This window comes from Rhizobium sp. NZLR8, assembly GCF_019685025.1.
Classification (GTDB): Bacteria; Pseudomonadota; Alphaproteobacteria; order Rhizobiales; family Rhizobiaceae; genus Rhizobium.
This window is the reverse complement of record NZ_JABDVY010000004.1, coordinates 41,891-63,839: the sequence shown is the minus strand read 5'-3', so window position 1 is coordinate 63,839 and position 21,949 is coordinate 41,891. Positions and strand designations below refer to the sequence as shown.

Genomic DNA, 21,949 nt, shown 5'->3' with positions numbered 1-21,949 from the left:
TAGGGGTGTAGGTGTAACAAGTCGCGCCTCCTCCCACGTATCTATAGCCATGGAAATCGTCACCACTTCGCAGACACCTCGATTGGGCATCTTCTGGTTCGTTAAAACCGGGGGAAAGCATCGGCTAGTGAGCCTCGCTCACGATGTAGGTAAAGTAGCGTCGATCGGCGGCTTCAAGACGATTGAGGAGGGTCATGTAGACGTCTGGTCGGAGGCCGCTGTTGCCGACCGTAGCCTCGCGCAGTACGGCTATGAGTATTTTCCAAGGGGCCGCGTGAACTGGCGGGAAGAAGACAATGCGTTCCTTCTTTTGGCCGATGTCCGAATTTTCGCCCTCAACCTCCACACTGTCGTCATCGACCGTTGGCACCTTGGCGACAACGTCATGCTGCTTGAAGACCCCCATCACAAAACCAATCGCCTGCCAACTTCTTCAGAAAAGGGAATGCATGACTGGAAAGCTGCAGATTTGCATTCATCGGGGCACGCGGGAGATCGGCGGCAGCTGCGTTGAACTTGAATACGACGGGAAACGGATCGTCGTCGACCTGGGGTTGCCGTTAAATGCGGAGCTGGAAGCAACTGAGCTTCCCCACATTCCGGCCATCCATTCCGCCGATGGTTCACTGCTTGGGGTTCTGTTGAGCCACGGGCATCGTGATCACTGGGGTTTACTTCCCAAACTGCCCGCCGGGATCAATGTTCATCTGGGACGCAAGACGTTGGCGATTATGGCAGCAGCTGCTCCCTTTATACCAGGCGGCTATGCGCCGGACTATGCCGTGGTCTACGAGGACCAGGAGGCCTTCGAGCTTGGCCCATTCAGGATAACGCCGCATCTTATGGACCACTCGGGATTCGATGCCTATGGATTCCTAATCGAGGCGGGCGGCAGGCGCATTTATTACTCGGGCGACATCCGCGGTCATGGTCGGAAGGCAGCTCTGTTCGAGCGGTTCCTCGTCTCACCGCCCGCGGATATAGACGTCCTATTGATGGAAGGGTCGAGCCTTGGCCGCCTGTCCACGGCCCAGCGCTTCCAGACCGAAAGCGAGATCGAGGAACGATTGATCGAGACGATAAGGCGGACTGCGGGGATCGTTCTCGTTGCCTGCTCTGCCCAGAATATCGACCGCGTCGTCAGCGTCTACCGCGCAGCTAAGCGTTCGGGACGCCAGATGTTGGTCGATGCCTACGCTGCGGAAGTTCTCAAGGCCACTGACACGAAATCAATTCCGAAGCCAACGGACGAGTGGCCGGACGTGAAGGTGTACATTCCGCAGGCCCAGCGCCGATTCCTGAAGGAGAAGAATATCGCTGCTCTCGTGGATGCGTACAAAGGTCGCCGGGTGTTCCCGGAAGCACTGTCTGAAGAGGCAGCCAAAAGCGTAATGCTGATGAGACCGTGGATGCTTCGGGACCTAGCCCAAGCCAGAGCGCTGATGGGTGCCTCGGCAATCTGGTCTCAATGGGACGGCTATCTCAAGGAAGGAGGCGGGATCAAATTTCAGGATGCCTGCAGAGCTGCTTCGGTTGGCTTCGAGATAATTCACACTTCAGGCCACGCTGACCCTCACGACCTTCAACGGTTCGCCGAGGCAATGCGGGCGAAAAAGCTGGTGCCGATACACACCTTTCAACCGGATCAATTTGAAGGGCTTTTTGCGAACGTGGCCCGCGTCATCGATGGAGAATGGTTCTATGCATGAGGTTTCAGTGCAGGCAGGGCAATTCAGGCGCTATATCAGCCCCGCAAACATGTGGCTTTTTGAGGAAACGGCACGAAGTCCAGAAGGGGCTTGGCTTTGGGACGCGCTCATGGACAAGGAGATGATCTTTGCTCTCCGGGACGAAGCCATCGACGTATATTACTTTGGCCGCGCTCTTTATCGTATCGGCTTCGCAAACGGGAAGGTGGTCCCGAAGACACACGTTAAGTACCTGATCGTAAACGCTGACTATATCAAGCTGCGGGATGGCGCTTTTCAATACAACAAGACCCATCTCCAAGCTGACTACGTAAGGCAGGCGTCGCTGAAAGACATGAAATCTGCCGCACAGGCGCACATCGGCGATGAAGGGCGGGGCGTTTACAACGCGATCTATGGGGACCCCTGGATTGTAGACGTGGAGGTAGCATTCCATAGCATGCCGGGTGACGGTGCTCCCGAACATGCGGAAATGCAAATCGGAAGCAGGAGGCAGGACCGCATCGACGTCGTAAGACTGCTGCCTGCAGGGGATGGTTTCGCACTCGAATTCTGGGAAGCAAAGCACTTCAGCAATCCTGACCTTTTCAGCGCCAATATATTGGGCCAATTGAAAGGCTACCGCAGACAACTTCAGACTAGAGAGGGTAGCCTGATCGAACCCTATCGCAATGTCTGCCAGTTCAACTCATATCTTTTACGCCTCAAGAGAGAATTGGGAGCTGAGAATGTTTCGGCCGATGTGGAAGAAACCTTTCGTAGCCTTGGTGAGGGCAAGACGGCTCTTAGCCTCATAACGAACCCCGCCCTTTTTGTTTTTGGCTTTGATGACGATCAGAAAGAAGGCCGCTGGAAAAAGCGACGCGAAGAAATCATTGCAGAACTTGGAACCCTGAACCTGAGAGATATCGGAAACTCTCGGACGGGCTTCTTGCGTGGCTTTAAGAAAATTAAAGGTCGCTGATGGGGATCGCATCGGCTGTTCAAAAACGTAATTACGTCGATGTATACGATGAGCGTGGCCGCAATGTCTGCCAGATCCCGGCTGGGACCGGGCCGAAGGATGGCCTGGTTGGCTTCACGGGATCGACCGTCAGTATAAGGCGCGGCAACAACATTTATACCTACGAAAACGGTCGCAACCTGTTCGAGAAACACGCGTACTGACGGACAACGAGAAAGAGGCAGTATGGCGAGATCGAGAAAAAAGTTGCCCTTTGCAGGAGTGTGCGCAGAAAGCGATAAGCCAAGCAAAAAACTGGCTCACCATCAAGAGCGCCGTGCAGTCAGGAAAGCATTGAAGCGGGAAGATGACATTCCCGCTTCAAAAGCGTTCGGTGATCCATGGAATGGCGATAAGGACGGGAAAATCTGGATGGGCTGGAACAATGAGAAAAACCTGAGGAAGTGAGAGCGAGGTCGTATACGTTGTTCCGGTCTGACGTTGTCCTTGCCGCACTAATCTGTGATCGGCTTGGCGGCACTGGTAACCAACGAGCTGCCCGAACCTGTTACACGAGACCCGCGCCTCGCTCCGCACGTGCAAAGTCATCTGGAGGGTCTTGGATGTGAGCATACGGAAGCCCGGTGTCGGCGAGGAACTTCGCAGTTATCTTCGCAGCAGACAGATCTCCGGCCTCCGCATCGAGGGGGACCTCACCTGAAGCTGGCGCTTGTTGTCGACAAATGCGCTTCCCATGACAGGTTCGCTGTAGGCGACCTATCGATCACACTTGACCAAAAAGTACGGTGCTCGCCTGTAAGATCAGTGGTGTTAAGCGCCGCGCGGACTGAGGGGTCGCCGCAGTCAATCTGCAATTCATATACTGTCGATAAAAGGACGTTGGATTCGAACCCACTCGTCAGGATATGGCTCGTGATCCTGTCGGTGCCCCGTCTGGTACTCGCCCCAGCCCTGAAGCTTCCAGTATTTCGTCATGACATCGAAATGGCTGTGCCCAGTTATTTCGCCTGCCTTCACGGCCCCCTCATTAAGAAGCGCTCTAAAATTGTCTCCCATGGGACCAGCCAGACAAAGACCGGGGGGCAGTTGACCATCTGGCTCGGGATCGAGCCAGATTTCATGAACCAGTTCGTTTTTCATCGACGTGTTTTACTTCGGGAACTACCCTCTAGGAAGAGGCGCGTCGACGATCTCCGCGCGGGAGGCGGCTTTGACCGTCGGTGGCTCCGGCGCATGAGTCTCGAAGACCACTGCGGCGAAACTCGGGCGCATCTTCCGGCTCGGGCAGAACCAGCTTGCCCTGTCGCGCCAGTGTTCTCCAGGACGACAGATGTTGGCCTTCGACCTGTTGCGTTCCGCCACTTCGTTCACCGTCACGCCCGGCCGCAAACTCTCCGAAACAATCCGTGCCTTCACGGTAAGCGCCGTCCCTCTCGCACTTTGGCCATCAAGTTTATGCCGTTTCGAATAGCGTCGCGATATTGGAGACGGAAGCTTCGCGCCAATTGCAGTCATGTTGCCCGCTGACCACTGAATGGCCGAGATCGAAACCATTAGTTGGTCCCGGCTCATCTGCTACCAGCTCCGAAGAAATCATCTTTAGTTAGCACAAAGCCAATCGGCCTTTCGCCGATCGCCTTGGGGCCAACTGCAACCCTGCGCAAACTTACTCGGCTCTCACAATTCCACGGCGGCAATCTATCGATCCGGCTCTGAGCCTAGTTCATAGGTCCTCCCTCTCAAGCGAGCAGACTTCGAGATCGTCTTCGTCGAAAACCATTTCGGCCACTCTATACGGGGGGCCATCAAACCAGCCCATCGCATTTGCCTGCTCATAAGTAAGCGTATCGTGCTCTTTCATATCATCAGCCTGGACGGTCGTCATCTCAACCGGGTGGACGCGAATCGCGACAACTGTGCGCGTGCCTACGTCGGTACACCTCCACCGCCTCTTCCCGCACCAGAACTCCAGACCGATCTGAAACTCCGAGTGTTCCATACATGATCTCCCTGATACGTATGTGATAATTGCATTGCCGAGTCTGAAGTCGAGTCGGGAGGATCACAAACCTGAGTCGCGCCGAACAAGGCGCTCTCTCCAATCCAGCCACGCACGGTTTATGATAGTTGTTTCCTTAACCGGAGCGCCCATGGTCCAATACTGTTGGCCGTCGATGTCAAGGTAGACAGAGCTTCTACCAGTTGGTTCAAACCACCTTCGTTTGCCCTGGGTGCGGATGAATGAGACGGCTTCCTCAAACAGGGCCTGGTCTTCCGGCGGATCGTCGAATTGACGTACCGAGTATTCGTGCGGCCACTGCGGCATGGTTTTCGCGTAGCGCCAGTGGCGCATGCCGATGAACTTCTTGAAGTCATCAATGCTATCCATTAGCTCTCGTCTTTGGTCCTGAAGTTCAAGAGGCTAATCATGCGACTACTCATGAGCCACCTCGCCCAATTCAGCTCCCTCTCCAAACAGGGAGAGTTGCTGTGCACGCAGGGGCTTGCCTACCTTCTTCAGAATCCGGATGCACGCAAGAGCTTTGGGGACCATATCTCCAAGATGGTGGGCAGAACTGTCAACTCCGACTTGACTTGGCGAGCCGAGGCTAGACAGACAGACGGTGCCCGCCCCGACTTGGAGGGCCGCACGGCTGACGGAAAGCTCGTGGTCAAGATAGAGGCGAAATTAGGCGCGGCGTTTGGCGAGGGCCAACTCAGTTCATACCTTGGCGACCTTCAAAAAAGCTCTCATAGTGGAATGTTGCTGGTGCTGGTACCTCAATACCGCGTTGCTGCGATGAAAGCATCGGTGCCGAGTGCGTCCCCTCTCACCGAGGATGGTCCTTGGCAGCACGGTGCAACGCCCGACTTTCCCGTTGCGGTGATCGATTGGGAGGGGGTTTTGGTCGCTCTGAGAGATGTTCGCTCGGAACCGTTCCGTGGTGACCTCGCCCAATTTGAGGCCATGTACAGGGTCCTTGAGGGCCACGACATCGAGCCACTGAGGAGTGTCTCTGACCTGCTCGCTTGGCGCGAGCGGAAACAGGTATTCGTCAATCTCGTGGATCGCGTTTCCCGCCACTTGGCGCAGCAGAGCCGAGTCCTCCCGATGGGCAAGGATCGCGACGACTACCAGCGTCGATATGTCTGCCTACCGCTTGGCACCGAGCAGCCCTGCTTCAGCGTTGGGGTCCGCGATCCTTTTGCGGGGTACACGACCCCTATTTGGCTGCGGTTCCACCGTCATACGCCCAAGTTCTCGGTTATCCGCGAGCGTCTTGTCGCGTCTGGCTTGTCGCAGCGATTAACTGAGTGCGATGGCCACGTCTGGATACATCTCGATGTTCCGCTCAATGCCGACGGCGAAAGTCTGGTTGATTCCTTGGTTGAGCAAGCACAACGGGTTATCGAGGTCGCGTACCAGCCGCTGTGAAACACAGACGTGTGTCCCGCAAAATCTCTGAGAAGCGGCAGTTATGCTTGACCCGGCGACGACGCCTTATCGTTGTTTCCTTCCCCTCGAATGCTTGGTTTAGCTAAACTGTCTCTGCATGAAGCCGCTTGATCGGTCATCGGAGCCTGGCAGGAGTATGGTCTCTTCGACGTCGGCACCTGTGCGTTTGGAGATCTGTGGCCAGGGGATGTATTCGCGAAAACAACTGGAGCGGATGTCGGTGAGCCGTTTAAGGTTGGGCCCAAGGCTCACATTCGTTGTTGGGTGCGATCTTATATGTGTGCCGATTCAAATGCAGAGAAGCCGCCTGCAGTCGGAACGGTGTTCGGTGAGGCCATGCCGGAAATCCCAGCTTCAATGGTCACATCGCCAACGGTTCACGGATCTCTGGGCTGGAGGTGGATTCTCTTTGTTTTCTTAGCACTTGCTGCCGTAGCCGGGTGGTATGTGCACGGTAAAGAAGCGCTGTCCATCACAAGATTTGTCGTCGGGAAAACCGATGTTGGAATCTTTGTGGACAAAGCGAAAAATTAACGGCTCGGCAACAGCTTAGACGAAAATCTTGAGGATTCCATGGTTAATGAATTCTCTGCCGGTTGTCTCGTTCACATACCGGGCCTATTGCAGGAATCAAACGTTTCTGCTTAATGCGTAGCAGTAGCAGGCGGTTTTTCTTTTTCTTTAAGGAGAGATGCGCCTATGCAAGACCCCAACGACTCCCTCAACTTCGAGATATTCGGCTTCAAGGCATCCGCTGTCGGACGCTTCACGGTCGTCGCAGTTCTGGTGTTCCTGTTGGGACTGCTCATGTTCATCTGGGCTTTTGGTCCCGGCCAGATCGGACAGATGTATAGTCACCCACAGCTGGAAACATCGGCAAAATAAACCCCACCAGAAGCGGGGATTGTGATGGCGCGGCGGCCGAAGGAAACGGCCGAAGTGATACCAGGCGCTCCATCATCATCCCCCGTTGTTGGACACGGTGGGTTTATCTATAAGCCTTGACCGTACATCAATGGCTTGGCCGTTCTCGATCTTGGGCGTTTCCGATACGTGTGCAGTCGTCTGTTTAAGGCGGAATCGAAGCTGTGTATGAGAAGAATGAGCGATATCCTTCAGTTGCTACTGCAATCAGTCAATCTCGCGGGATATGGAGCATCAGCTCGCTTCCTCGGTTTTTTCGAAAAAGACACCCGATATACGCCGGGCATGGAAGAGTCTGCCGTCGACTTCTTCCTACGATATTTCAGAAACGATCTGGAATATTTTGTGCTTGCATCCTCGGTGCACGCAAACTCTGACGAAGTTGGGCATTACGGCGATGCTGCGGACGACCAGCGAGACGGCAATCTAATAAAGGGCCTTGTGGGGGCTGGGCTGATCAAAGAATTTGGTTACAAAGAACGATTTGGGCGTGATCCTAGTTCACAGGAATATGCTGAATCACTCGAAAGGGAATGGGGGAATATTGCCCTCATGAAAGTGGATGATTTCCCTATCGAAAGTGTGAGATCTTTACTTGTCGCAAAGATGGTTGTGTATGGACTGTACGGTCATTGCTTCATAATCTCGCTTGATTGGAATCTGGCTTTTTATCCGCACGATGATATTGGTTTTGGCGTGATAGGTTTAGGCGACAACGCAAATGTACAAGTCGGCGGGGATTTTTTGGCGCAGGCAGATCAATTGCCAGGCATGAATTCCATCATCAAGACGCCCCCCACGAATTGAGCCGAGCGCCAAAGGACGTGCACCGACCACGCATCGGGAAACAATCCGTGCCTTCACCTCATCAGGCCATTGGCGATACCCTCACGTCGGCCCCGCCGCGTGGTGAACCTCCAACGTAGTCTCCATGGGGAATATCCTCTTTGCTCATCCATGAAAACTGGATCACAGATCAGGCGACAGCGGACAACGTGGGGCCAGAACACAGGTTACGCTTAATCCAAGGATGAGCGGAACATTCTTCGCCCCACGGCTCCGATCGAAGCTGACCGGCAATGAAGATCGTCTGCTGGTCCTCACAAGTGAGCGGGTAAACGCGTCCTGCTCCTCGGTTAGCGGTAAGCGCTGTTACGCTCGCACCTTGACCTTATGCTGTCCATCTTTTTGAGGAATGCCGCCCTACGGGATGGCAGGAGTGATCTCCAATTGCGGCCACTGGCAGTACAGCGTAAAGTAGTAGCTTGATGGCCAGCACGAGTGGGTGCGTTGTGGATGGATTGATCAATCTTCAGGGTTTATATTGGAACCCTCTGGGTCCTGCTTTCCAACGGGCAAGCTTATGCAATCGAGCCGCCTTGGCAACATGTCAAGGCTATGCCCTTCATTGTGCGAAATGGCTTAGAAATAGCGCGACAGGCTCAAGGAAAGGCACCGGTGTCTTTGTACCTCGTTTGCTCGCAGAACATTGAATTGCATCTGATTTTGTCGACGAGATTGCCAGGCCCGCGATGGACCACTGGAAAAGGCCGCGACGACAACGTCTCGCTTTTTGTCGGTGGCATTGATCACGACTTCAAAGTGGTCATGGATTTGGCCAGCAATCACCTAATTTAGCGCCTCGTGTGAGTCCAGCGGGAATTGGCTATTCATTATTCCACAACATCAACGACTTGATGTGACGTGATTTCCGGCCGCCCCAAATCAAATGGTGGGCTCCTATTCAACCTTAACAAAGACTTGTCCGAAGTACCTGTCGAACTTGACCTCTTTGGATGACGGGGCGAATCGGAAGAGATCGGCCCGAAAAGGTTCGGTAGTTGGCAGTTTCTCCAAAGTCATTTTTCTGTTTGAAAATAAACAGCAAAACTCCTGTTTTCCGGAGACCTGCACGGAAACATAGAAGTTTTGTCCTAAGAGAATATTGGCAGATATGTTACCGAACTCGAACTTGCAGGGTTGGCCAGCCTGGCAATTTTGAGATTGCGATAACAGCGCGTAGCCTTTCCTCACGATCATAACATCGACTTTTTTCGGAGTTCCCGACGCAAGGACTTCGGTAGGGACGAAACCATCAAGGACCATCTGCCCGACGCTCATGGCCGCCAAAGCGCAAGCGAGTAAGCGTTTGACGGAGTAATAGGGGCTGCGAGGCATACGAGGTGGCAACTTCCATGAGGATCATTGAGGGGTCGTACCACTTAGATGATTTCTCTAAGTTGGCAAAGGAGTAAGCGCTATCTCGCTCACACCTTGACCACGATGTTTTGCCGTTTCGAAGACTGCCGCCATGAGGCGGTCGGCGCTTCGCGCCAACACCGGGCGTTCCGACAAGTAGATCATCGCTATTTTCGGGGCCGCATTGATGCCCACCACTTGTTCGAGATGCCGTTCAGATGATCACGAAGCCTGTCTTCGACATGCTCGGGACTCCAAACAGCAGCGCATTCTAGGCGGTCTGTTTCTTCAAAGCTAAGCGGAGACTCGGCATTCGCGATGGCATCATACGCTGATATTTTGCCTGAAATCCGGTCTTGCTTGAAAAACACCGCGCCGTCCAACGCGGACACCGTGGGTGGATCAACCTTTCCAACGATGGGCCATCGCCCGGACTTCGCGGCGCTGTCCATCACCCATAGCTTGAAGAGAACCGCTCGATCTCGCACGTCTTGAACCGGTTCTTCACGTTCGAAAACACCGTCGAGAAAAGCGAACAGCGGATGTGTTAGGGCGACGGCGTGAAATTGCTTTCCGTTTCCAATGTCGATCCTAACGATATCGCCTCGTTTCTGCTTTCTGCCTCTGACCATCGCGCCCTCGCTGTTCCAGCGGCACGTTTAGCGGGTCCCGATAAGTCCGCAAAGGGCCGACGGAAGCCTTGGCACATATTACCCAGCCGGGTGATTCCACGGTAGGATACCCTCGATCTGGCTCTGCTTATGGCCGTTGACAATGGCGGTGAGCGTGGTGGTCAAATATGCAAACGGATCGACGGCGTTGAGCTTGCACGTCTCGATGAGCGAGGCGATGGTTGCCCAGTTCTCCGCTCCGGCATCATGCCCGGCAAAAAGCGCGTTCTTGCGGTTAAGGGCAATCGGCCGAATTGTTCTCTCGACGCTGTTGTTGTCGATCTCGATGCGACCATCGGTCAGGAAGATGCAGAGGCCTTCCCAATATTTGGCGATATAGGCGAGAGCCTCGCCAAGCGGCGATTTGCCAGCGACGCGGGCACGATGCTGAGTGAGCCAGGTTCGCATGTCCGCAATCAACGGAGCTGATCGTTCCTGCCGCCCGGCGAAGCGAGTTTCAGCGGAAAGACCACGTAGCTCAGCCTCGATGCGATAGAGTTCGCCGATCTGCTTCACGCCTTCCTCTGCAATCGGCGCTATGCCGATACGAGTGATCTCGACCAGCTTGCGCCGCGCATGCGCCCAACAATAGGCTAGCCGGATGTCGGGACCGACACGATCCGCTGCGATCAGTCGATTATATCCGGCATAGCCGTCCACCTGAAGGATGCCCGTAAACCCTTGTAATATCCGCTCGGCATGGTGCCCGCCACGGCCAGGAGCATAGGTAAAAACGACACCGGGTGGGGCACCTCCGCCCCATGGTCGGTCATCGCGGGCCAGCGCCCAGAAGTATCCGGTTTTGGTTTTGCGGGAGCCGGGATCGAGTACCGGCGCACGGGTCTCGTCCATGAACAGCTTGGTCGAGCGCTTCAGATCGGCAATCAAGGCTTTGAACACCGGACGCAGTTCGAAAGCTGCCCGACCGACCCAGTCAGCAAGTGTGGAGCGGTCAATATCGATACCCTGTCGGCTCATGATCTGGGCCTGCCGGTAAAGCGGCAGATGATCGGCGTATTTGGACACCAGCACATGCGCGATGGTTGCCTCGGTGGGCAATCCGGCGTGGATCAGTCGAGAGGGTGCTGGAGCCTGAGCGACGCCGTCGGTGCAAGCACGGCAGGCATATTTGGGACGCCGGGTGACAATGACACGGAACTGTGCCGGGACGACATCCAGCCGCTCGGACACATCTTCGCCGATGCAATGCAGACCTCCACCGCATGCGCAGATCAGGCTTTCCGGCTCGATGATCTCTTCGATACGAGGAAGATGGGCGGGAAGAGAGCCGCGATTGGCGGCGCGTGGTTTGGCCTGCTGCTTACCCGAGGGGCCATCCGCCTCGTCTTCGGCATGGACGGCAGCGATGGCTGTCTCAAGGTCCTCCAGTGCGAGATCGAACTGCTCGGGATCAGCCTTCTCGGATTTGCGGCCGAAGGCGGCTTGCTTGAAAGCGGCAACAAGCTTCTCCAGCCGCTCGATCCGCTCATCCTTGCGGACTTCACGCGCTTGCGCCGCGATCAACATCGCCTTCAGGGCAGTGATATCGTCCGGCAGATCGCCCGCGTCCAACATGGTCGGAGTCTATCAAATTGCGTGTCGTCCCACCGCCGGAATTTGCGAACCGAGTCATCGTGTCGCACCTATTCGATTGCAGTTGGCGCTCTTGCTTCAACAGCGCGAACCTTACGCCAGTCGAGCCCTGCAAACAGCGCCTCGAACTGAGCATGGCCCAAGGCCATCAAACCGTCCCTGACGCCGGGCCAGGTGAACGTGTGCTCCTCCAACCGCATGTAGGCCATCACCAGACCGCTCCCATCCCAGTAGATCAGCTTTAACCGGTCGGCTTTGCGTGACCTGAATACGAAGACCGTCCCCGTGAACGGGTCCTTGTGCAGCTCGTTCTTGACCAGCGCCGCCAATCCATCATGGCCTTTGCGGAAGTCGACTGGTTTGGTCGCCACCATGATCCGGACGCGGTTCGACGGAAAGATCATGCCGGAACCGCACAGGCACGCGCGACAGCGGCGATCCGGGCGGCAGATGCGCCTTCTTCCAGACGGATCGTGACAGCACCGACCATGATCTCGGGGCGACTGGCTTTCTTGATTGGCGGCTCCGAAACGGGCGGATCAACGATCACCGCTGCGAATTCCAGCGCATCCTCAGGCGCAGGCAGAACCAGCTTGCCCTGCCGCGCCATAGTCCGCCAGGTGGAGAGGTGGTTGGGCTTCACCCCATACCGCTCGGCGACCTCATTCACCATCGCGCCCGGCCGCAGGCTCTCCGAAACGATCTGCGCCTTGAACTCGTCCGGCCAGTGCCGGTGAACCTCACGTCCAGACTTCCTGGTCGTGAGAACCTCCAATGTAGTCTCCATGGAGAAACTCCCGTTGCTCATCCACGGAATCCGATCACAGATTATGACGGCCGGGACAATGTGGGAGCGGGACACCGGTTACGGTTAGCGAGGTCCACAATCTGACACTCATCGGCTTGGTCTCCATCTAAACGAGTTACCTACGCGGACTGGCTAATGCCATTAACGAGCCCGGCGATGACATACCTGCGGTCCTGCGCTCGCGGGCCGGACCTTCTCACTCAGCCAAATGCGGCCAATGTGGATAGAGTCGAGCGGCAACAGCCTTCCTCACCGCAATGGCAAGGGGGTCATTGAAAATCTCCAGAGCCCGATGTGCTTCGTCGGGGGACAGCCAGCCATCGCCAATCCGCCAGAACTTGTAGAACAGCTCGTCGAAATCATGCCTTCTCATCCAACGGATAGTATCTTTCACCTGTTCCGGTGTTTTCGGCGACATTCTCATCAAGGGTTTGGACCCGTCCTCATCTTGGTCAAGACTTCCCGCGCTGTGCGCTGCAATGGCTTCATCGGTAATTTGGGCAATGCGCTCTATTTCGGCCCGGATACTGCTGGGCATGTGCTTGCACGCGTCCTCCAACGCCCGAATGAAACGGGGATCATTCCTGAAATCGATGCGCCATTCCACTGGGCTGTCTCGCCATAGGATGGTTTCGGACGCCGCGGTCCACTTGTTCCTCCCGTCGAGCAAACCCAGCGAACGGAGAACCGACGTACACTCCGGAGTGGAGCGCGCGGCCCACATTCCGCGATTGGAGTGATGCAGGCTTTCGTTTCCTGCCCCAAGCTCTTCCAATGGGCGGTCGGCACCGTCCGAAAGAAAGGTGATCAATCCGTTCTGTGCCGCGAGAAGGATCACCGCGGTCGCCAGGTCATCCCATCGGGGAAGAATCGCGGGTAGCGCCGGATTTTCGCGCGGGACAGGTCCGTGGGCGGTCTCGTCTGCTTGGCCCAAAGCGACGAGCGCCTCGCAACCGATTTGATAGGCGGTTATGAAAGCATGATCCCAACCAGATTTGCGGCTGCCGGGGAGATTGTCTGACAGGAACTCGATTACCGGCCCGAGCCATAGAGCGGACGGCGGCTCCTCCATCTCCCCTAACCGCTCGCCTGGGCATTGCGCAAACTCCGGCGTGAGAACTCTTGTACCTAATTCCCCTCCCATCAGGAGGCCGATCTGGTGATCGACGTCCAGACGTTTCCAACGCAGACCCGCCTCGCCCATCAGTTCGACCTCGGCAATCTCGTTTTCGGAAGCGCCGGCTAGTCCGAGAAGCGAGCGCGCAGGCACCATGAACACGGAGCCGTTGCTGAATTCGACAACGACCATGCCGTTGCGTCTGTCGTAGCGGGCATTGCTCGGTATTTGATGGGACATTGGAACTCCTACGCCGGAGGCGGTTTTTGGGCGGATCACAATTCTTTCGATCGATTTAAACGGGACTTCTGACGTCCAAGGGGACTAGGTTCCAAGATCGGTGCGACTCGGCTCGGAACATGGCCCTCTTGTTGCTGTATTGTATCCTCAGCCCGCCCATCGCCACGTCATGGTTTTCTGGAGCCAAGTTGATCCGGAAGTTCGTCGCCTGTTTCGGGTTCGGCGTTGGGTGCGCGGTCGAGTATGGCCAACGCCGACTTGGCCAAGTCACTGTTCGATCCGGAAAGGGGACTGATCTCAACGATGAAGGCCGGATCGAAGCCGGTCCTCTCGGACGGATATCCACGAGGATTGGAGACAACCCGGGTGTCGCCGACCTTGTAGTCGTTTCGATGATGGACGTGACCGTGTACCCACAAGTCTGGTCCGGCCTCCCACATCAAGTCTTCCAGGTCGGAAGCATAACAAGCGGAAAGTGGATCGTGCCTGAAACCGGGGTCGATCGAACGTGGAGACGGGGCGTGATGCGTGATGACGACCGTCGGCATTGGTGTACGTTTGCATAGTTCTGCCGCAATGAAATCCCGACTTTCGACATGCTTCCGGTAGGCATCAATCGGCTTGAACTTGCGGAACGGTGCCTTTGAGAAATTGATCTTCTTGAAGTCGTTCATTCCACTTTGGGCATAGGACATGCTGACTTCAGGTTTTCGACCGAACAGGCGGAAATCGGTCCACAGGGTTCCGCCGATAAACTTGACCCCGCCGATCTCGACCGCGTCGTTTTCGAGAAAGTGGATATTCGAAAAGCCAGCGGCGAATTCACGGGCATCGCGAATGCTCTCCTCAATGGCCGCAAAATAGAACTCGTGATTGCCAGGCACAAAGATGACCGGGAGGGTATTGGCATAGGTGTCGGCGAGCCATTGAAGGCTCGGGACAACGCCTTTGGTGCCGAGATCGCCCGCGCAAATCAGGACATCAGCGTCAATAGGCGGGGTCTGCAAAAAGGGTTGTCCGAACTCGAGGTGAATGTCGGAGATAATCCAAAGTTTCATGACTGCTGTCCTACTGCGGCAGGGCAAAAAAAGGTCGCCGGTTCCCGCGCCTCATCAAAGAGTCAGCAGCGGCAGACTTGGTTAGAGCCAAGACATCACGGCCTTTCTCATGGAATTCGCCAACTCCGCGTTCCAAAAATTCCGCGCATTAGGGGGCCAATCTCATGAACGAGATCGAGACGCTCCCAATGAAGGCCTGCCCCGCCAACTATTTTGACTTCGGCAATGTCACTCTCGGATGCGTCAGCCAGTGTCTCAAGAGACCGGACTGGTACCGTAAAGGTCGAGCCGTTGTCGAACTCGACGACAATATGGCCTGACAAGCTGTCGTAATAGGCACCGCTCGGAGTTGCGTGCTGCAATGGCCATTGTGCATTGCGACCGCTCTCAACCACAATGCGGCGTCCAAGCGGATCGAAGCCGACTTCGTCCAGACCTGACCCGAAAGACTTTTCTTGGTCCGGTACCGTCATGTCGCGACGATAGGACCGACCGCCTCGACGCTTTTTCACCATCTACGCCCCCGCACTTCGACGTGGCAGCTTCGCCAAACTGACCGTCGGCGTCCGGTGCCGTCGTACGATCTCGGCGACTTCCTCGCCCGGCATCTCTTTCGTTTGCACTAGACGTTCGATGATGGCATCGAGAGCCGTTCGACGGGTTTGAATGATGGACTTCACACGGCCGAACTCGTTCTCCAAGATGTCGTGAACACGCCTCCGGAACTCCGGGTTATAGGCTCGCAACCGCTCGAGCTGGTCGATGGGGCCTTCAACAATGAGCGTGTGGCCCATCCCAAGAGCGCCCTCAAGCATGGTGGCAAGCTCCGTCGCCCTGTTGAGGTCTGCGGTTTCAGAGCCCGAAGCGCCGTCGGCAAACCAACCGAAGACTTCCATTTCAGCGGCGATCCCAGCGAGGCAAACCGCGATTGCGTTCAAATAATCGGTTCGCGTCTTTGGTCGAGCACCCATTTGGCCGTACCGTACGTAGCCCAATTGGCTGGATTTGCCTTCGATCCGGTATTGGGAAATCTTGACCTCCCTAACCTCTCCGTGACCGATTTCAATAGATACCAGGGCATGACCAGCTTCATGGACAGCGAGAGCGCGAACGAAATCACCTGAAAGCTCTGTCAACGTTATCAGTTGGTCAATGATGTGGGTTGCCGAGAGGTCCTCCAGACGACGTCGCGCGGCCCGTCTAGCATCACGAGCGAGTTGCTCGATATCGGCACCCGAGAAACCCTCGGTTGCCATGCCGAACATCGCGGCTTGGGAGTTATCAAGTTCGATACCGCTGTGAAATTTCAAGATCGATAATCGGGATTGCGCGTCGGGAAGTGTGATTTGGTAGTGGCTGCCCAGCCGTCCCGCACGCCTTATCGCCGTGTCGAGGCTGTCCGGATGGTTACACGCCGCGACGACCACCACGCCCTCGCGACCGTGGAAACCGTCGAGGAGCTCGAGAAAACCGGCGATCGCGGCCGTCCAGTAAGACCTGTTGTCATCACGGATGTTCCGGCTGCCAAACGCGTCCACCTCGTCCACAAACAGGATGGACGGCGCTTTCGCTTTGGCTTCCTCGAAGGTCTTCCGCATGGCTTTTAAAAAGTCGTCCAGCGAACCCGCGCTTTGCCAAATCGAAAAAGAACCGGCGATGACAGATACGCCACAGCTGTTGGCCAGGGCACGGATAAACGTGGTCTTTCCCGTTCCCGTCGGACCAGAAAGCAAGACCCCATCGTCCACGTCCTCCCACGGGATGCGGCCCGATTTGTAATTATCGATGTCGCGGGCGAGCTCATGCCCCCAGTCCACCACCTTTCCGTATCCGTGCATGTCCGCGAGGGTTGGATCGGTCACTTTTACGGGCGCAACGGTAGGCGTGGCGAGCCGGGGATATTGCCTCAACCTCTGCAATGCGAGCGTAGGCGGCCGACCTTCCGGGAAGGCCTTGTCCAAGCGAGACCACGGTTCCGAGAGCAGTAATTCGACGTCCCTGTCGACGATTGGCAACTCGAAACGTTTCATGGCGGCCTCGACGTGGCTCCTGGTCCGCGCCGGGATATCCACAACCGCGTCCGCAAAGAGTATTGCTTCGTCATCCAAGTCCTTCTTGGGCTCTTTGAGGAAGATTGCCCGGTCCATTCTCTGGACCTCAAATTGATCCCTGTTGGAATAACGACCGCCCCAATCACTGACGAACGGCCGGGTGCGACCCAATTTGTAATCTGCGACCCCATTTAGGAAGACTCTTGCGGCCGCTGTGTAAACCGGGAGGCAGGCTTCCACCTGAAGGCAGAGGATAACCTTGAACCTGGCGTTCCTTCGGTTCCACGGCCGGAGTGCCGCTGCGATGGCGCAATAGGCGACGAAGACTGGAAGAGTGATGAATGGATCGTCGTCCGGTTGACACGGCTTCCACGGGACTCGCGGCTTTGCGGCGGACCGCAGCGGGGCCTCGTTTACGACCTCGAGAAATTCCACGATATCCATCAATGCGAATCCCCCGACGGCCCGCGTTTCTTCAGCAACCTCTCATCCCAGTAAGCTGGGGCGACGCGAGTCCCCAGCTGGTACCAACGGGACATCGTGCGCGCGATGCCCCGTTCCTTGTTCAGGTAAAAGAGTTCACTCGAGTACGCTGGTTTGCCATCGGCTATGCTCGGGTGCCCGATCGGACTACCGATCAGGCAGGGCACCATCCGTTTCCCCAACGTCCAACTATTCATGGCGACTTTCGGAACTACCCGGTCGGGCTGCCGATCAATGTTTTCGAGGTCATCGGCAAGACGCCGTACCTTCTCAACGAGCGTTGCTCGTGACGTTCCAAACCACTCGCACTGAGCCGAATCATCGTGTCGCATCATGAACCCTCGAATCGTTGCCTCCGCTTTATGGGGCGTAAGGAGTCTTGTAGACTCCATATGTCACAATAAAAGACCCCATGAGGTATTAATTGACTTTTTTTTGAGGGGCCGGCTTCTCGAGTGAATGAGGATACCTGCCCCACCCGACGCCCTCCGGGTCGCTCGCGCGCTTATGAACCTCTCGCAGCGCGCCGCTGCAGAGGCCGCCGGCGTGCCACACCGGTACCTCACCATCGTCGAAACCTCGGACGGGCGGATAGGCACTAACCTGGATTTGGTCGATTTCTATTCGTCCGCGGGCATCGAGATTCTCGGCGAGGCGACCATCGGAAAAGAGATCGCCCGCGCCGGGGCACGGTGGTCGGGCCCGAGTTCGCAAGATGTCGGCAAGGCGGAGAAGGCGAAGTTTCATGCCGAGGACACGCGGGTGTCCTTCCGGGCCGCGCGTGCGCTGCTGAACAGAGGACAGGAAGAGGTCGCCGCATTGACCGGGTTGAGCCGCGCCACCGTCAAGAGTCTGGAACTTGGAAAGGCTTGGGAGGAGTCGCACCGCACGCTTCTGGCGTTCTACGAAAGCGTCGGTGTCGAGTTCGTCGGTTGGGGCGATCCTGTCGCAAACAGATATTTCGGAATAGGCGTTCGCTGGCTTCCAAACTTCCCGTGCCAAAATCCAACCTCGGATTCCGGTGGGCGATGATTGCTCGCCCGAGGAGCCCGCGCGAAGAGGAGGCCCGATCTGAGCACGTCAACTCGGACGAGCGACCTTTTACCTATGCACCGCCGGATACCCTGCGAGCGGCGCGAGCACTCTTGGGCCTCACCATGGACGAAGTGGCTGAATATATACAAATGTCACGGAAGTCGCTCGCGGGTTGCGAAAATGGATCGGATGCGACGCTCACGTCCATCGCCGCGTTGCGGAACTTCTACGACAAGGCTGGAATAGAATTTCTCGGAGTGTACGATCTGACCACCAGAGAGTTTTACGGCTCGGGTGTCTGTTGGAAACCAAGGACACTGCTGGGCAGGGCCGCTCTCCGGCCGCTGCCTGTAGATGACGCGAACTTTTTTGCAGCTAGGGCGCTCTTGGGACTCTCAGAGGAGCAGGTGGCCCGCGAATCGAAGTTGGCGGAGAGGCAGATAGAAAACCTCGAGAACGGACGGCGCTTCACGGCGAAGGGCTATAAGCAGCTCCGGGAATATTTCGAGGATGAAAAGCACATGGAGTTTTTGTGCGCTACGATGACAGACGCACGCAACTATCTAGCCGCAGGAGTTCGAATAGCTTCCAAGCGAGCGCCTTTGCCGTCTCGACTTTGGGTGAAACCCCGTGCTGGGTGATCGGCGAATTGTGCAGTTGGCGGGTCGTTTCCGCCCCCGCAACCACCGAATTTGATCCCATTTTCTAGCCGTGCTTTCCTTCTCCCGGAACCACCGACCTTCAGGGTTCATACCCTGAAGAGATCGACCCTTGGCCAAATTATCGTCGGTTCGGCCGAGGCATGGAAAGGCAAGTGAAATGCGCGGACCGAAAGCCTTGTTGACTCTGAAGCAGGTCATGAAGCTGACCGGGTTGTCGGAATCCAGTATCCGGCGGCGTTGGGAAGCGAACAGATTTCCACCCAAGCTAAAGCTTCCACCACACCGAATCGCAATGGCCGAAGCAGAGGTGCTCCGCTATCTCGCCGACCCTGAAGGTTACTTGCCACCCGATTTAAGAGACAGCAAGTAGGCGGTCAGCTCTCGCGCTCGAAATACCATCCCGCCGCCTCCAGTTTCGGCAACAGGTCGAGGGCCGCGATCTCGACCGCGGCGAGAATCGCCGGCAACTGAGCTGCGAGCGGCTTTCCTCCCGTTTGGATCCACCGACGCGACCATGGAAACGGATGGAATGGGCTGTAGGCGGTCAGCGTCAGGCGGCCCGAAGATTTCTCGAGCTCCGTTTCCCGTGTCGGTCCGAAATGCTCCGCGGCCTTGAATTCGTTCTCGCGGATGTACCGCCCGCCCCCCACATACCGCATTTCAACGGGCTCGCTTGCCTCGACCACGGCGAGCCCGATGGGCACGCCGTACACGTAAGCGACCGTCGGCCGGACGGGTGCCCAGCGCAAGAGATCGCGCTTCCCCCTGTCGTCCCCCCCGCTCCCGATCCCAATCCGTAGTAGCTCTTCGGTGTCAAGGGCCAGCATGACCCTGCAGCCGTTTCCCTCGAAGCTCTGATACAGCGCGTTGGCGAAGTTCAGCGACCTGAACAGGGTTTCACAGGTGACGGACAGGTCCGCCAGGCGCTTGCGCCGCGGTTTGAGATACTCGCCGTGTTTCCCCGTCCCGATCATGACGAAATGAACCGCGGCCTCGCACACCAGCGGGTGTAGTCCGGGGCGTGGTTTTCCGCGGCGGGGCTGTTGCACCGGCTTCGTTCGCGGACGCAGCGGTTGCCTCGGCCGATCGCCCTTCCGCCAGAGCTGTTCGCTCCCGGGCATCCGCTCCGGAAGCGGCGGCGCGGGCGGAGCGCGCCCCACGGCGCGCTTCGCCCAGTAACCGGGCGGCGGAACGGGAACACCGAGCCTCGGACACACCTTCTGGTTCAGGTAGCGGTCCGAGACGCCGAGACGCGCGGCCAACTTCGTCGCCGGTTCCGCCCACAGCATCCGGTAGAGTTCCTCTCGGGTGACGACCAATCCTGTAGCATCGTCCGGGGATGTCATTCGTCGTCCCCGAATCTGCCGGCGACGAAACCGGCGGCCCGGTTCTCGACCACGTCGAGAAGCCGCCGGTTGAACAGCGCGAGCGCGCTCATCGTCTGGGGGATATATTCCCATTGATTGTACACTGCCTCTATGCCCTCCGGCCCATGGCCGATCACCCGCTCGGCGACCTCCCCGGGGACGCCGAGGGCGGCCAGCGCCGTGCGGACCACCCGACGGGTGTCATGGAGAATGAACCCCGTGACCGCCGCCTGGGGATCGATTTCGCGCAGCTCCGCGGCGAACAACGTCCGTAGCGCGTTCATCGCCCTGCCGAAGCCGTTGATCGGTTTCTGGCCGTTTGTGTTGCTGAATATGAATTCGCCGTGGTTCGGCGGCTGGTTGGAGCGGATTTCCTCCAGCAGGACGATGACCTCCTTCGCGAGGGGAACGATGATCGCCATCCCGGTCTTGGAGTCGACAATCGTCCAGATGCGCGTTTCGACATCCATGTCGCGCCAGCGGGCCCCGGCCGCCTCGGACTTGCGGCGACCGCCGGTCATCAGCACGAACCGAAAATAGGGGCCCATGGGATAGGGCATGGCGAGGGTGGCCCGCCAGTAGGCGCGCAGCTCGTCGCCGTCCAGCGTGCGTTTGCGTATGCGCCTTTTCAGCTTGAGCTGTTTGAGGGTGACGTTTGCGAACGGATTGCCCTGCAGCCCGTATGCCTGCCGGCGTCGCGGGGTCAGTGCCCACTCCCAGAAGGTCCTGACGAGCGAAAACGCCTTGACGGCCTGGGTCGGAGCCGGCCGGTCGCGAATCGCTTCGAGGACGTCGCTGAGATCCACGTCCGTGACCTCCGAGATCGGCCGACCGAGGAAGCGGTTGGTCGCCGGATCGAGGAGGTTGTGTCTGATCAGCTTGATGTCGCTGTCGACGTGCCTGTTCCGATCCCGGTTCGGAAGGTCGTCGAGGAAGTCCTCCATCACCGACAGGAACGTCCGCCGCCTTCGCAGGTCTTCTTCCCGCGCGACCCGGATTTCCTCCTCCAGGGGGTCGATCCCGTGCCTGAGCTTGCGGTTCCAGTCTTCCGCCTTCGCACGGGCCGTTTCGATGTCCATCGCCGGGAACTCTCCGAGAATCTCGCGCCTGGAATGCTTCGCTCCGCCGAACCGAGCCGCCAGGACGAAGTTCTTCTTGCGCCGCCCGACGCGGACGTAGAGGTTGGGGGTGACGGGGTCGGGCTCGTCGTACCGCTCCGCCCCCTTTTCCGGTGGAGGCAACGCCTCGATTATCTCGTAGGTCAGTCCGTGGTTCGATCTCATGGCGGCGCTCCTTTCCGGGCAACGGATTGGGCAGCAAATGACGGCCGAGGGACTTCGGCGACGAACTAAAGGAGGACACTGATTTCCTGATAAATCAATGACTTGGAATGGTTCGACAGCTCCTGAACGTTTGTGACCGCCCCTGACGGTTCTCGGCCATAGGCCTCATAACCGCTTGGTTGGGGGTTCGAGTCCCTCCGGGCCCACCACCATCCTAAGGTTTTGAATTTTCATAAATTTTAGGTGTAGCCGGACGCGAAATTCCGGAATTTTGACACGAGGTTCCGGAATTTTTGGACATCTGTTGAAGCCCTCTTAAAGCTCGTTT

The 21,949-nt window shown here is 57.1% G+C and carries 24 protein-coding genes; 10 read left to right on the top strand and 14 right to left on the bottom strand.

The window, feature by feature from the left end; translation table 11 throughout:
- Positions 1-49: 49 nt before the first annotated feature.
- From HJB89_RS10760 to HJB89_RS10745, 4 genes are all read left to right on the top strand, one after another.
- A complete protein-coding gene (locus HJB89_RS10760) occupies positions 50-514 on the top strand; it encodes a hypothetical protein (RefSeq protein ID WP_221149759.1) in 465 nt (154 codons plus the stop codon).
- Positions 450-1,709 carry an MBL fold metallo-hydrolase gene (locus tag HJB89_RS10755; protein ID WP_221149758.1) on the top strand — a complete coding sequence of 420 codons (1,260 nt, stop codon included), beginning with the start codon at positions 450-452 and terminating at the stop codon, positions 1,707-1,709. The genes HJB89_RS10760 and HJB89_RS10755 overlap by 65 nt, the downstream gene beginning before the upstream one ends.
- The gene (locus HJB89_RS10750; protein ID WP_221149757.1) at positions 1,702-2,673 is read left to right on the top strand and encodes a hypothetical protein; all 972 of its coding nucleotides are present in this window, start codon (positions 1,702-1,704) and stop codon (positions 2,671-2,673) included. The genes HJB89_RS10755 and HJB89_RS10750 overlap by 8 nt, the downstream gene beginning before the upstream one ends.
- A 225-nt stretch (positions 2,674-2,898) precedes the next feature.
- Positions 2,899-3,120, top strand: coding sequence for a hypothetical protein (locus tag HJB89_RS10745; protein WP_221149755.1), 222 nt, complete (start codon positions 2,899-2,901; stop codon positions 3,118-3,120).
- 408 nt (positions 3,121-3,528) lie between these two features.
- Here HJB89_RS10745 and HJB89_RS10740 read toward each other — a convergent pair whose 3' ends face one another.
- From HJB89_RS10740 to HJB89_RS10730, 3 genes are all read right to left on the bottom strand, one after another.
- Entirely contained in the window at positions 3,529-3,813 is a 285-nt protein-coding gene (locus tag HJB89_RS10740) for a hypothetical protein (RefSeq protein WP_221149753.1), read from the bottom strand.
- Positions 3,814-4,396: 583 nt separating this feature from the next.
- A complete protein-coding gene (locus HJB89_RS10735; RefSeq protein ID WP_221149751.1) occupies positions 4,397-4,672 on the bottom strand; it encodes a hypothetical protein in 276 nt (91 codons plus the stop codon).
- 63 nt (positions 4,673-4,735) lie between these two features.
- Entirely contained in the window at positions 4,736-5,062 is a 327-nt protein-coding gene (locus HJB89_RS10730; protein WP_221149749.1) for a hypothetical protein, read from the bottom strand.
- A gap of 39 nt (positions 5,063-5,101) precedes the next feature.
- Between HJB89_RS10730 and HJB89_RS10725 the strand changes: the two genes are divergently transcribed.
- The 3 genes from HJB89_RS10725 to HJB89_RS10715 all read left to right on the top strand — a co-directional run bounded on the left by HJB89_RS10725 (position 5,102) and on the right by HJB89_RS10715 (position 7,861).
- Positions 5,102-6,109 (top strand): hypothetical protein, encoded by a 1,008-nt coding sequence (locus HJB89_RS10725; RefSeq protein WP_259672021.1) that lies wholly within the window; start codon positions 5,102-5,104, stop codon positions 6,107-6,109.
- Positions 6,110-6,829: 720 nt separating this feature from the next.
- Positions 6,830-7,015, top strand: a complete 186-nt coding sequence (locus HJB89_RS10720) for a hypothetical protein (protein ID WP_221149746.1) — start codon at positions 6,830-6,832, stop codon at positions 7,013-7,015.
- Between the two features lie 216 nt (positions 7,016-7,231).
- A complete protein-coding gene (locus HJB89_RS10715) occupies positions 7,232-7,861 on the top strand; it encodes a hypothetical protein (RefSeq protein ID WP_221149745.1) in 630 nt (209 codons plus the stop codon).
- A gap of 933 nt (positions 7,862-8,794) precedes the next feature.
- Here HJB89_RS10715 and HJB89_RS10710 read toward each other — a convergent pair.
- The 9 genes from HJB89_RS10710 to HJB89_RS10670 form a co-directional block, all read right to left on the bottom strand.
- Positions 8,795-9,232, bottom strand: coding sequence for a hypothetical protein (locus tag HJB89_RS10710; protein WP_221149744.1), 438 nt, complete (start codon positions 9,230-9,232; stop codon positions 8,795-8,797).
- 188 nt (positions 9,233-9,420) lie between these two features.
- A complete protein-coding gene (locus HJB89_RS10705; RefSeq protein WP_221149742.1) occupies positions 9,421-9,885 on the bottom strand; it encodes an Imm26 family immunity protein in 465 nt (154 codons plus the stop codon).
- 78 nt (positions 9,886-9,963) lie between these two features.
- On the bottom strand, positions 9,964-11,499 hold the full coding sequence (gene tnpC, locus HJB89_RS10700) for an IS66 family transposase (protein ID WP_221149740.1): 1,536 nt from the start codon (positions 11,497-11,499) through the stop codon (positions 9,964-9,966).
- A 68-nt stretch (positions 11,500-11,567) separates the two neighbouring features.
- Positions 11,568-11,921: an IS66 family insertion sequence element accessory protein TnpB gene (tnpB, locus tag HJB89_RS10695; protein ID WP_221149738.1), complete on the bottom strand. Its 354-nt coding sequence runs from the start codon at positions 11,919-11,921 to the stop codon at positions 11,568-11,570.
- Positions 11,918-12,304 (bottom strand): IS66-like element accessory protein TnpA, encoded by a 387-nt coding sequence (gene tnpA, locus HJB89_RS10690; RefSeq protein WP_259672019.1) that lies wholly within the window; start codon positions 12,302-12,304, stop codon positions 11,918-11,920. Before tnpA ends, tnpB begins: the two co-directional genes overlap by 4 nt.
- A gap of 217 nt (positions 12,305-12,521) precedes the next feature.
- Entirely contained in the window at positions 12,522-13,682 is a 1,161-nt protein-coding gene (locus HJB89_RS10685; RefSeq protein WP_221149734.1) for a DUF2442 domain-containing protein, read from the bottom strand.
- A 167-nt stretch (positions 13,683-13,849) separates the two neighbouring features.
- Positions 13,850-14,740: a metallophosphoesterase gene (locus HJB89_RS10680; protein WP_221149733.1), complete on the bottom strand. Its 891-nt coding sequence runs from the start codon at positions 14,738-14,740 to the stop codon at positions 13,850-13,852.
- A 107-nt stretch (positions 14,741-14,847) separates the two neighbouring features.
- Complete coding sequence (locus HJB89_RS10675) at positions 14,848-15,255, bottom strand: DUF2442 domain-containing protein (RefSeq protein WP_221149732.1); 408 nt, start codon at positions 15,253-15,255, stop codon at positions 14,848-14,850.
- Positions 15,256-17,235 (bottom strand): AAA family ATPase, encoded by a 1,980-nt coding sequence (locus HJB89_RS10670; protein WP_221149731.1) that lies wholly within the window; start codon positions 17,233-17,235, stop codon positions 15,256-15,258. It lies immediately after the preceding gene.
- A gap of 546 nt (positions 17,236-17,781) precedes the next feature.
- On the opposite strand from HJB89_RS10670, the gene HJB89_RS10665 reads away from it, so the two are divergent.
- The 3 genes from HJB89_RS10665 (at position 17,782) to HJB89_RS33720 (ending at position 19,341) form a co-directional block, all read left to right on the top strand.
- A complete protein-coding gene (locus HJB89_RS10665) occupies positions 17,782-18,306 on the top strand; it encodes a helix-turn-helix transcriptional regulator (RefSeq protein WP_259672018.1) in 525 nt (174 codons plus the stop codon).
- Positions 18,303-18,950, top strand: coding sequence for a helix-turn-helix domain-containing protein (locus HJB89_RS10660; protein ID WP_259672017.1), 648 nt, complete (start codon positions 18,303-18,305; stop codon positions 18,948-18,950). Before HJB89_RS10665 ends, HJB89_RS10660 begins: the two co-directional genes overlap by 4 nt.
- Positions 18,951-19,128: 178 nt before the next feature.
- On the top strand, positions 19,129-19,341 hold the full coding sequence (locus HJB89_RS33720) for an AlpA family phage regulatory protein (RefSeq protein ID WP_221149728.1): 213 nt from the start codon (positions 19,129-19,131) through the stop codon (positions 19,339-19,341).
- Positions 19,342-19,345: 4 nt separating this feature from the next.
- Here the strand turns inward: HJB89_RS33720 and HJB89_RS10650 are convergent, their stop codons facing one another.
- Entirely contained in the window at positions 19,346-20,317 is a 972-nt protein-coding gene (locus HJB89_RS10650) for a hypothetical protein (RefSeq protein WP_221149727.1), read from the bottom strand.
- Positions 20,314-21,621, bottom strand: coding sequence for an integrase family protein (locus tag HJB89_RS10645; protein ID WP_221149726.1), 1,308 nt, complete (start codon positions 21,619-21,621; stop codon positions 20,314-20,316). Before HJB89_RS10645 ends, HJB89_RS10650 begins: the two co-directional genes overlap by 4 nt.
- Between the last annotated feature and the right edge of the window lie 328 nt (positions 21,622-21,949).

Excerpts from the sequence above, each read along its gene's own strand:
- HJB89_RS10760 (WP_221149759.1), top strand. The coding sequence starts at position 50 with ATGGAAATCGTCACCACTTCGCAGACACCTCGATTGGGCATCTTCTGG.
- HJB89_RS10755 (WP_221149758.1), top strand. The coding sequence starts at position 450 with ATGACTGGAAAGCTGCAGATTTGCATTCATCGGGGCACGCGGGAGATC.
- HJB89_RS10750 (WP_221149757.1), top strand. The coding sequence starts at position 1,702 with ATGCATGAGGTTTCAGTGCAGGCAGGGCAATTCAGGCGCTATATCAGC.
- HJB89_RS10745 (WP_221149755.1), top strand. The coding sequence starts at position 2,899 with ATGGCGAGATCGAGAAAAAAGTTGCCCTTTGCAGGAGTGTGCGCAGAA.
- HJB89_RS10740 (WP_221149753.1), bottom strand. The coding sequence starts at position 3,813 with ATGAAAAACGAACTGGTTCATGAAATCTGGCTCGATCCCGAGCCAGAT.
- HJB89_RS10735 (WP_221149751.1), bottom strand. The coding sequence starts at position 4,672 with ATGGAACACTCGGAGTTTCAGATCGGTCTGGAGTTCTGGTGCGGGAAG.
- HJB89_RS10730 (WP_221149749.1), bottom strand. The coding sequence starts at position 5,062 with ATGGATAGCATTGATGACTTCAAGAAGTTCATCGGCATGCGCCACTGG.
- HJB89_RS10725 (WP_259672021.1), top strand. The coding sequence starts at position 5,102 with ATGCGACTACTCATGAGCCACCTCGCCCAATTCAGCTCCCTCTCCAAA.
- HJB89_RS10720 (WP_221149746.1), top strand. The coding sequence starts at position 6,830 with ATGCAAGACCCCAACGACTCCCTCAACTTCGAGATATTCGGCTTCAAG.
- HJB89_RS10715 (WP_221149745.1), top strand. The coding sequence starts at position 7,232 with ATGAGCGATATCCTTCAGTTGCTACTGCAATCAGTCAATCTCGCGGGA.
- HJB89_RS10710 (WP_221149744.1), bottom strand. The coding sequence starts at position 9,232 with ATGCCTCGCAGCCCCTATTACTCCGTCAAACGCTTACTCGCTTGCGCT.
- HJB89_RS10705 (WP_221149742.1), bottom strand. The coding sequence starts at position 9,885 with ATGGTCAGAGGCAGAAAGCAGAAACGAGGCGATATCGTTAGGATCGAC.
- tnpC (WP_221149740.1), bottom strand. The coding sequence starts at position 11,499 with ATGTTGGACGCGGGCGATCTGCCGGACGATATCACTGCCCTGAAGGCG.
- tnpB (WP_221149738.1), bottom strand. The coding sequence starts at position 11,921 with ATGATCTTTCCGTCGAACCGCGTCCGGATCATGGTGGCGACCAAACCA.
- tnpA (WP_259672019.1), bottom strand. The coding sequence starts at position 12,304 with ATGGAGACTACATTGGAGGTTCTCACGACCAGGAAGTCTGGACGTGAG.
- HJB89_RS10685 (WP_221149734.1), bottom strand. The coding sequence starts at position 13,682 with ATGTCCCATCAAATACCGAGCAATGCCCGCTACGACAGACGCAACGGC.
- HJB89_RS10680 (WP_221149733.1), bottom strand. The coding sequence starts at position 14,740 with ATGAAACTTTGGATTATCTCCGACATTCACCTCGAGTTCGGACAACCC.
- HJB89_RS10675 (WP_221149732.1), bottom strand. The coding sequence starts at position 15,255 with ATGGTGAAAAAGCGTCGAGGCGGTCGGTCCTATCGTCGCGACATGACG.
- HJB89_RS10670 (WP_221149731.1), bottom strand. The coding sequence starts at position 17,235 with ATGGATATCGTGGAATTTCTCGAGGTCGTAAACGAGGCCCCGCTGCGG.
- HJB89_RS10665 (WP_259672018.1), top strand. The coding sequence starts at position 17,782 with ATGAACCTCTCGCAGCGCGCCGCTGCAGAGGCCGCCGGCGTGCCACAC.
- HJB89_RS10660 (WP_259672017.1), top strand. The coding sequence starts at position 18,303 with ATGATTGCTCGCCCGAGGAGCCCGCGCGAAGAGGAGGCCCGATCTGAG.
- HJB89_RS33720 (WP_221149728.1), top strand. The coding sequence starts at position 19,129 with ATGCGCGGACCGAAAGCCTTGTTGACTCTGAAGCAGGTCATGAAGCTG.
- HJB89_RS10650 (WP_221149727.1), bottom strand. The coding sequence starts at position 20,317 with ATGACATCCCCGGACGATGCTACAGGATTGGTCGTCACCCGAGAGGAA.
- HJB89_RS10645 (WP_221149726.1), bottom strand. The coding sequence starts at position 21,621 with ATGAGATCGAACCACGGACTGACCTACGAGATAATCGAGGCGTTGCCT.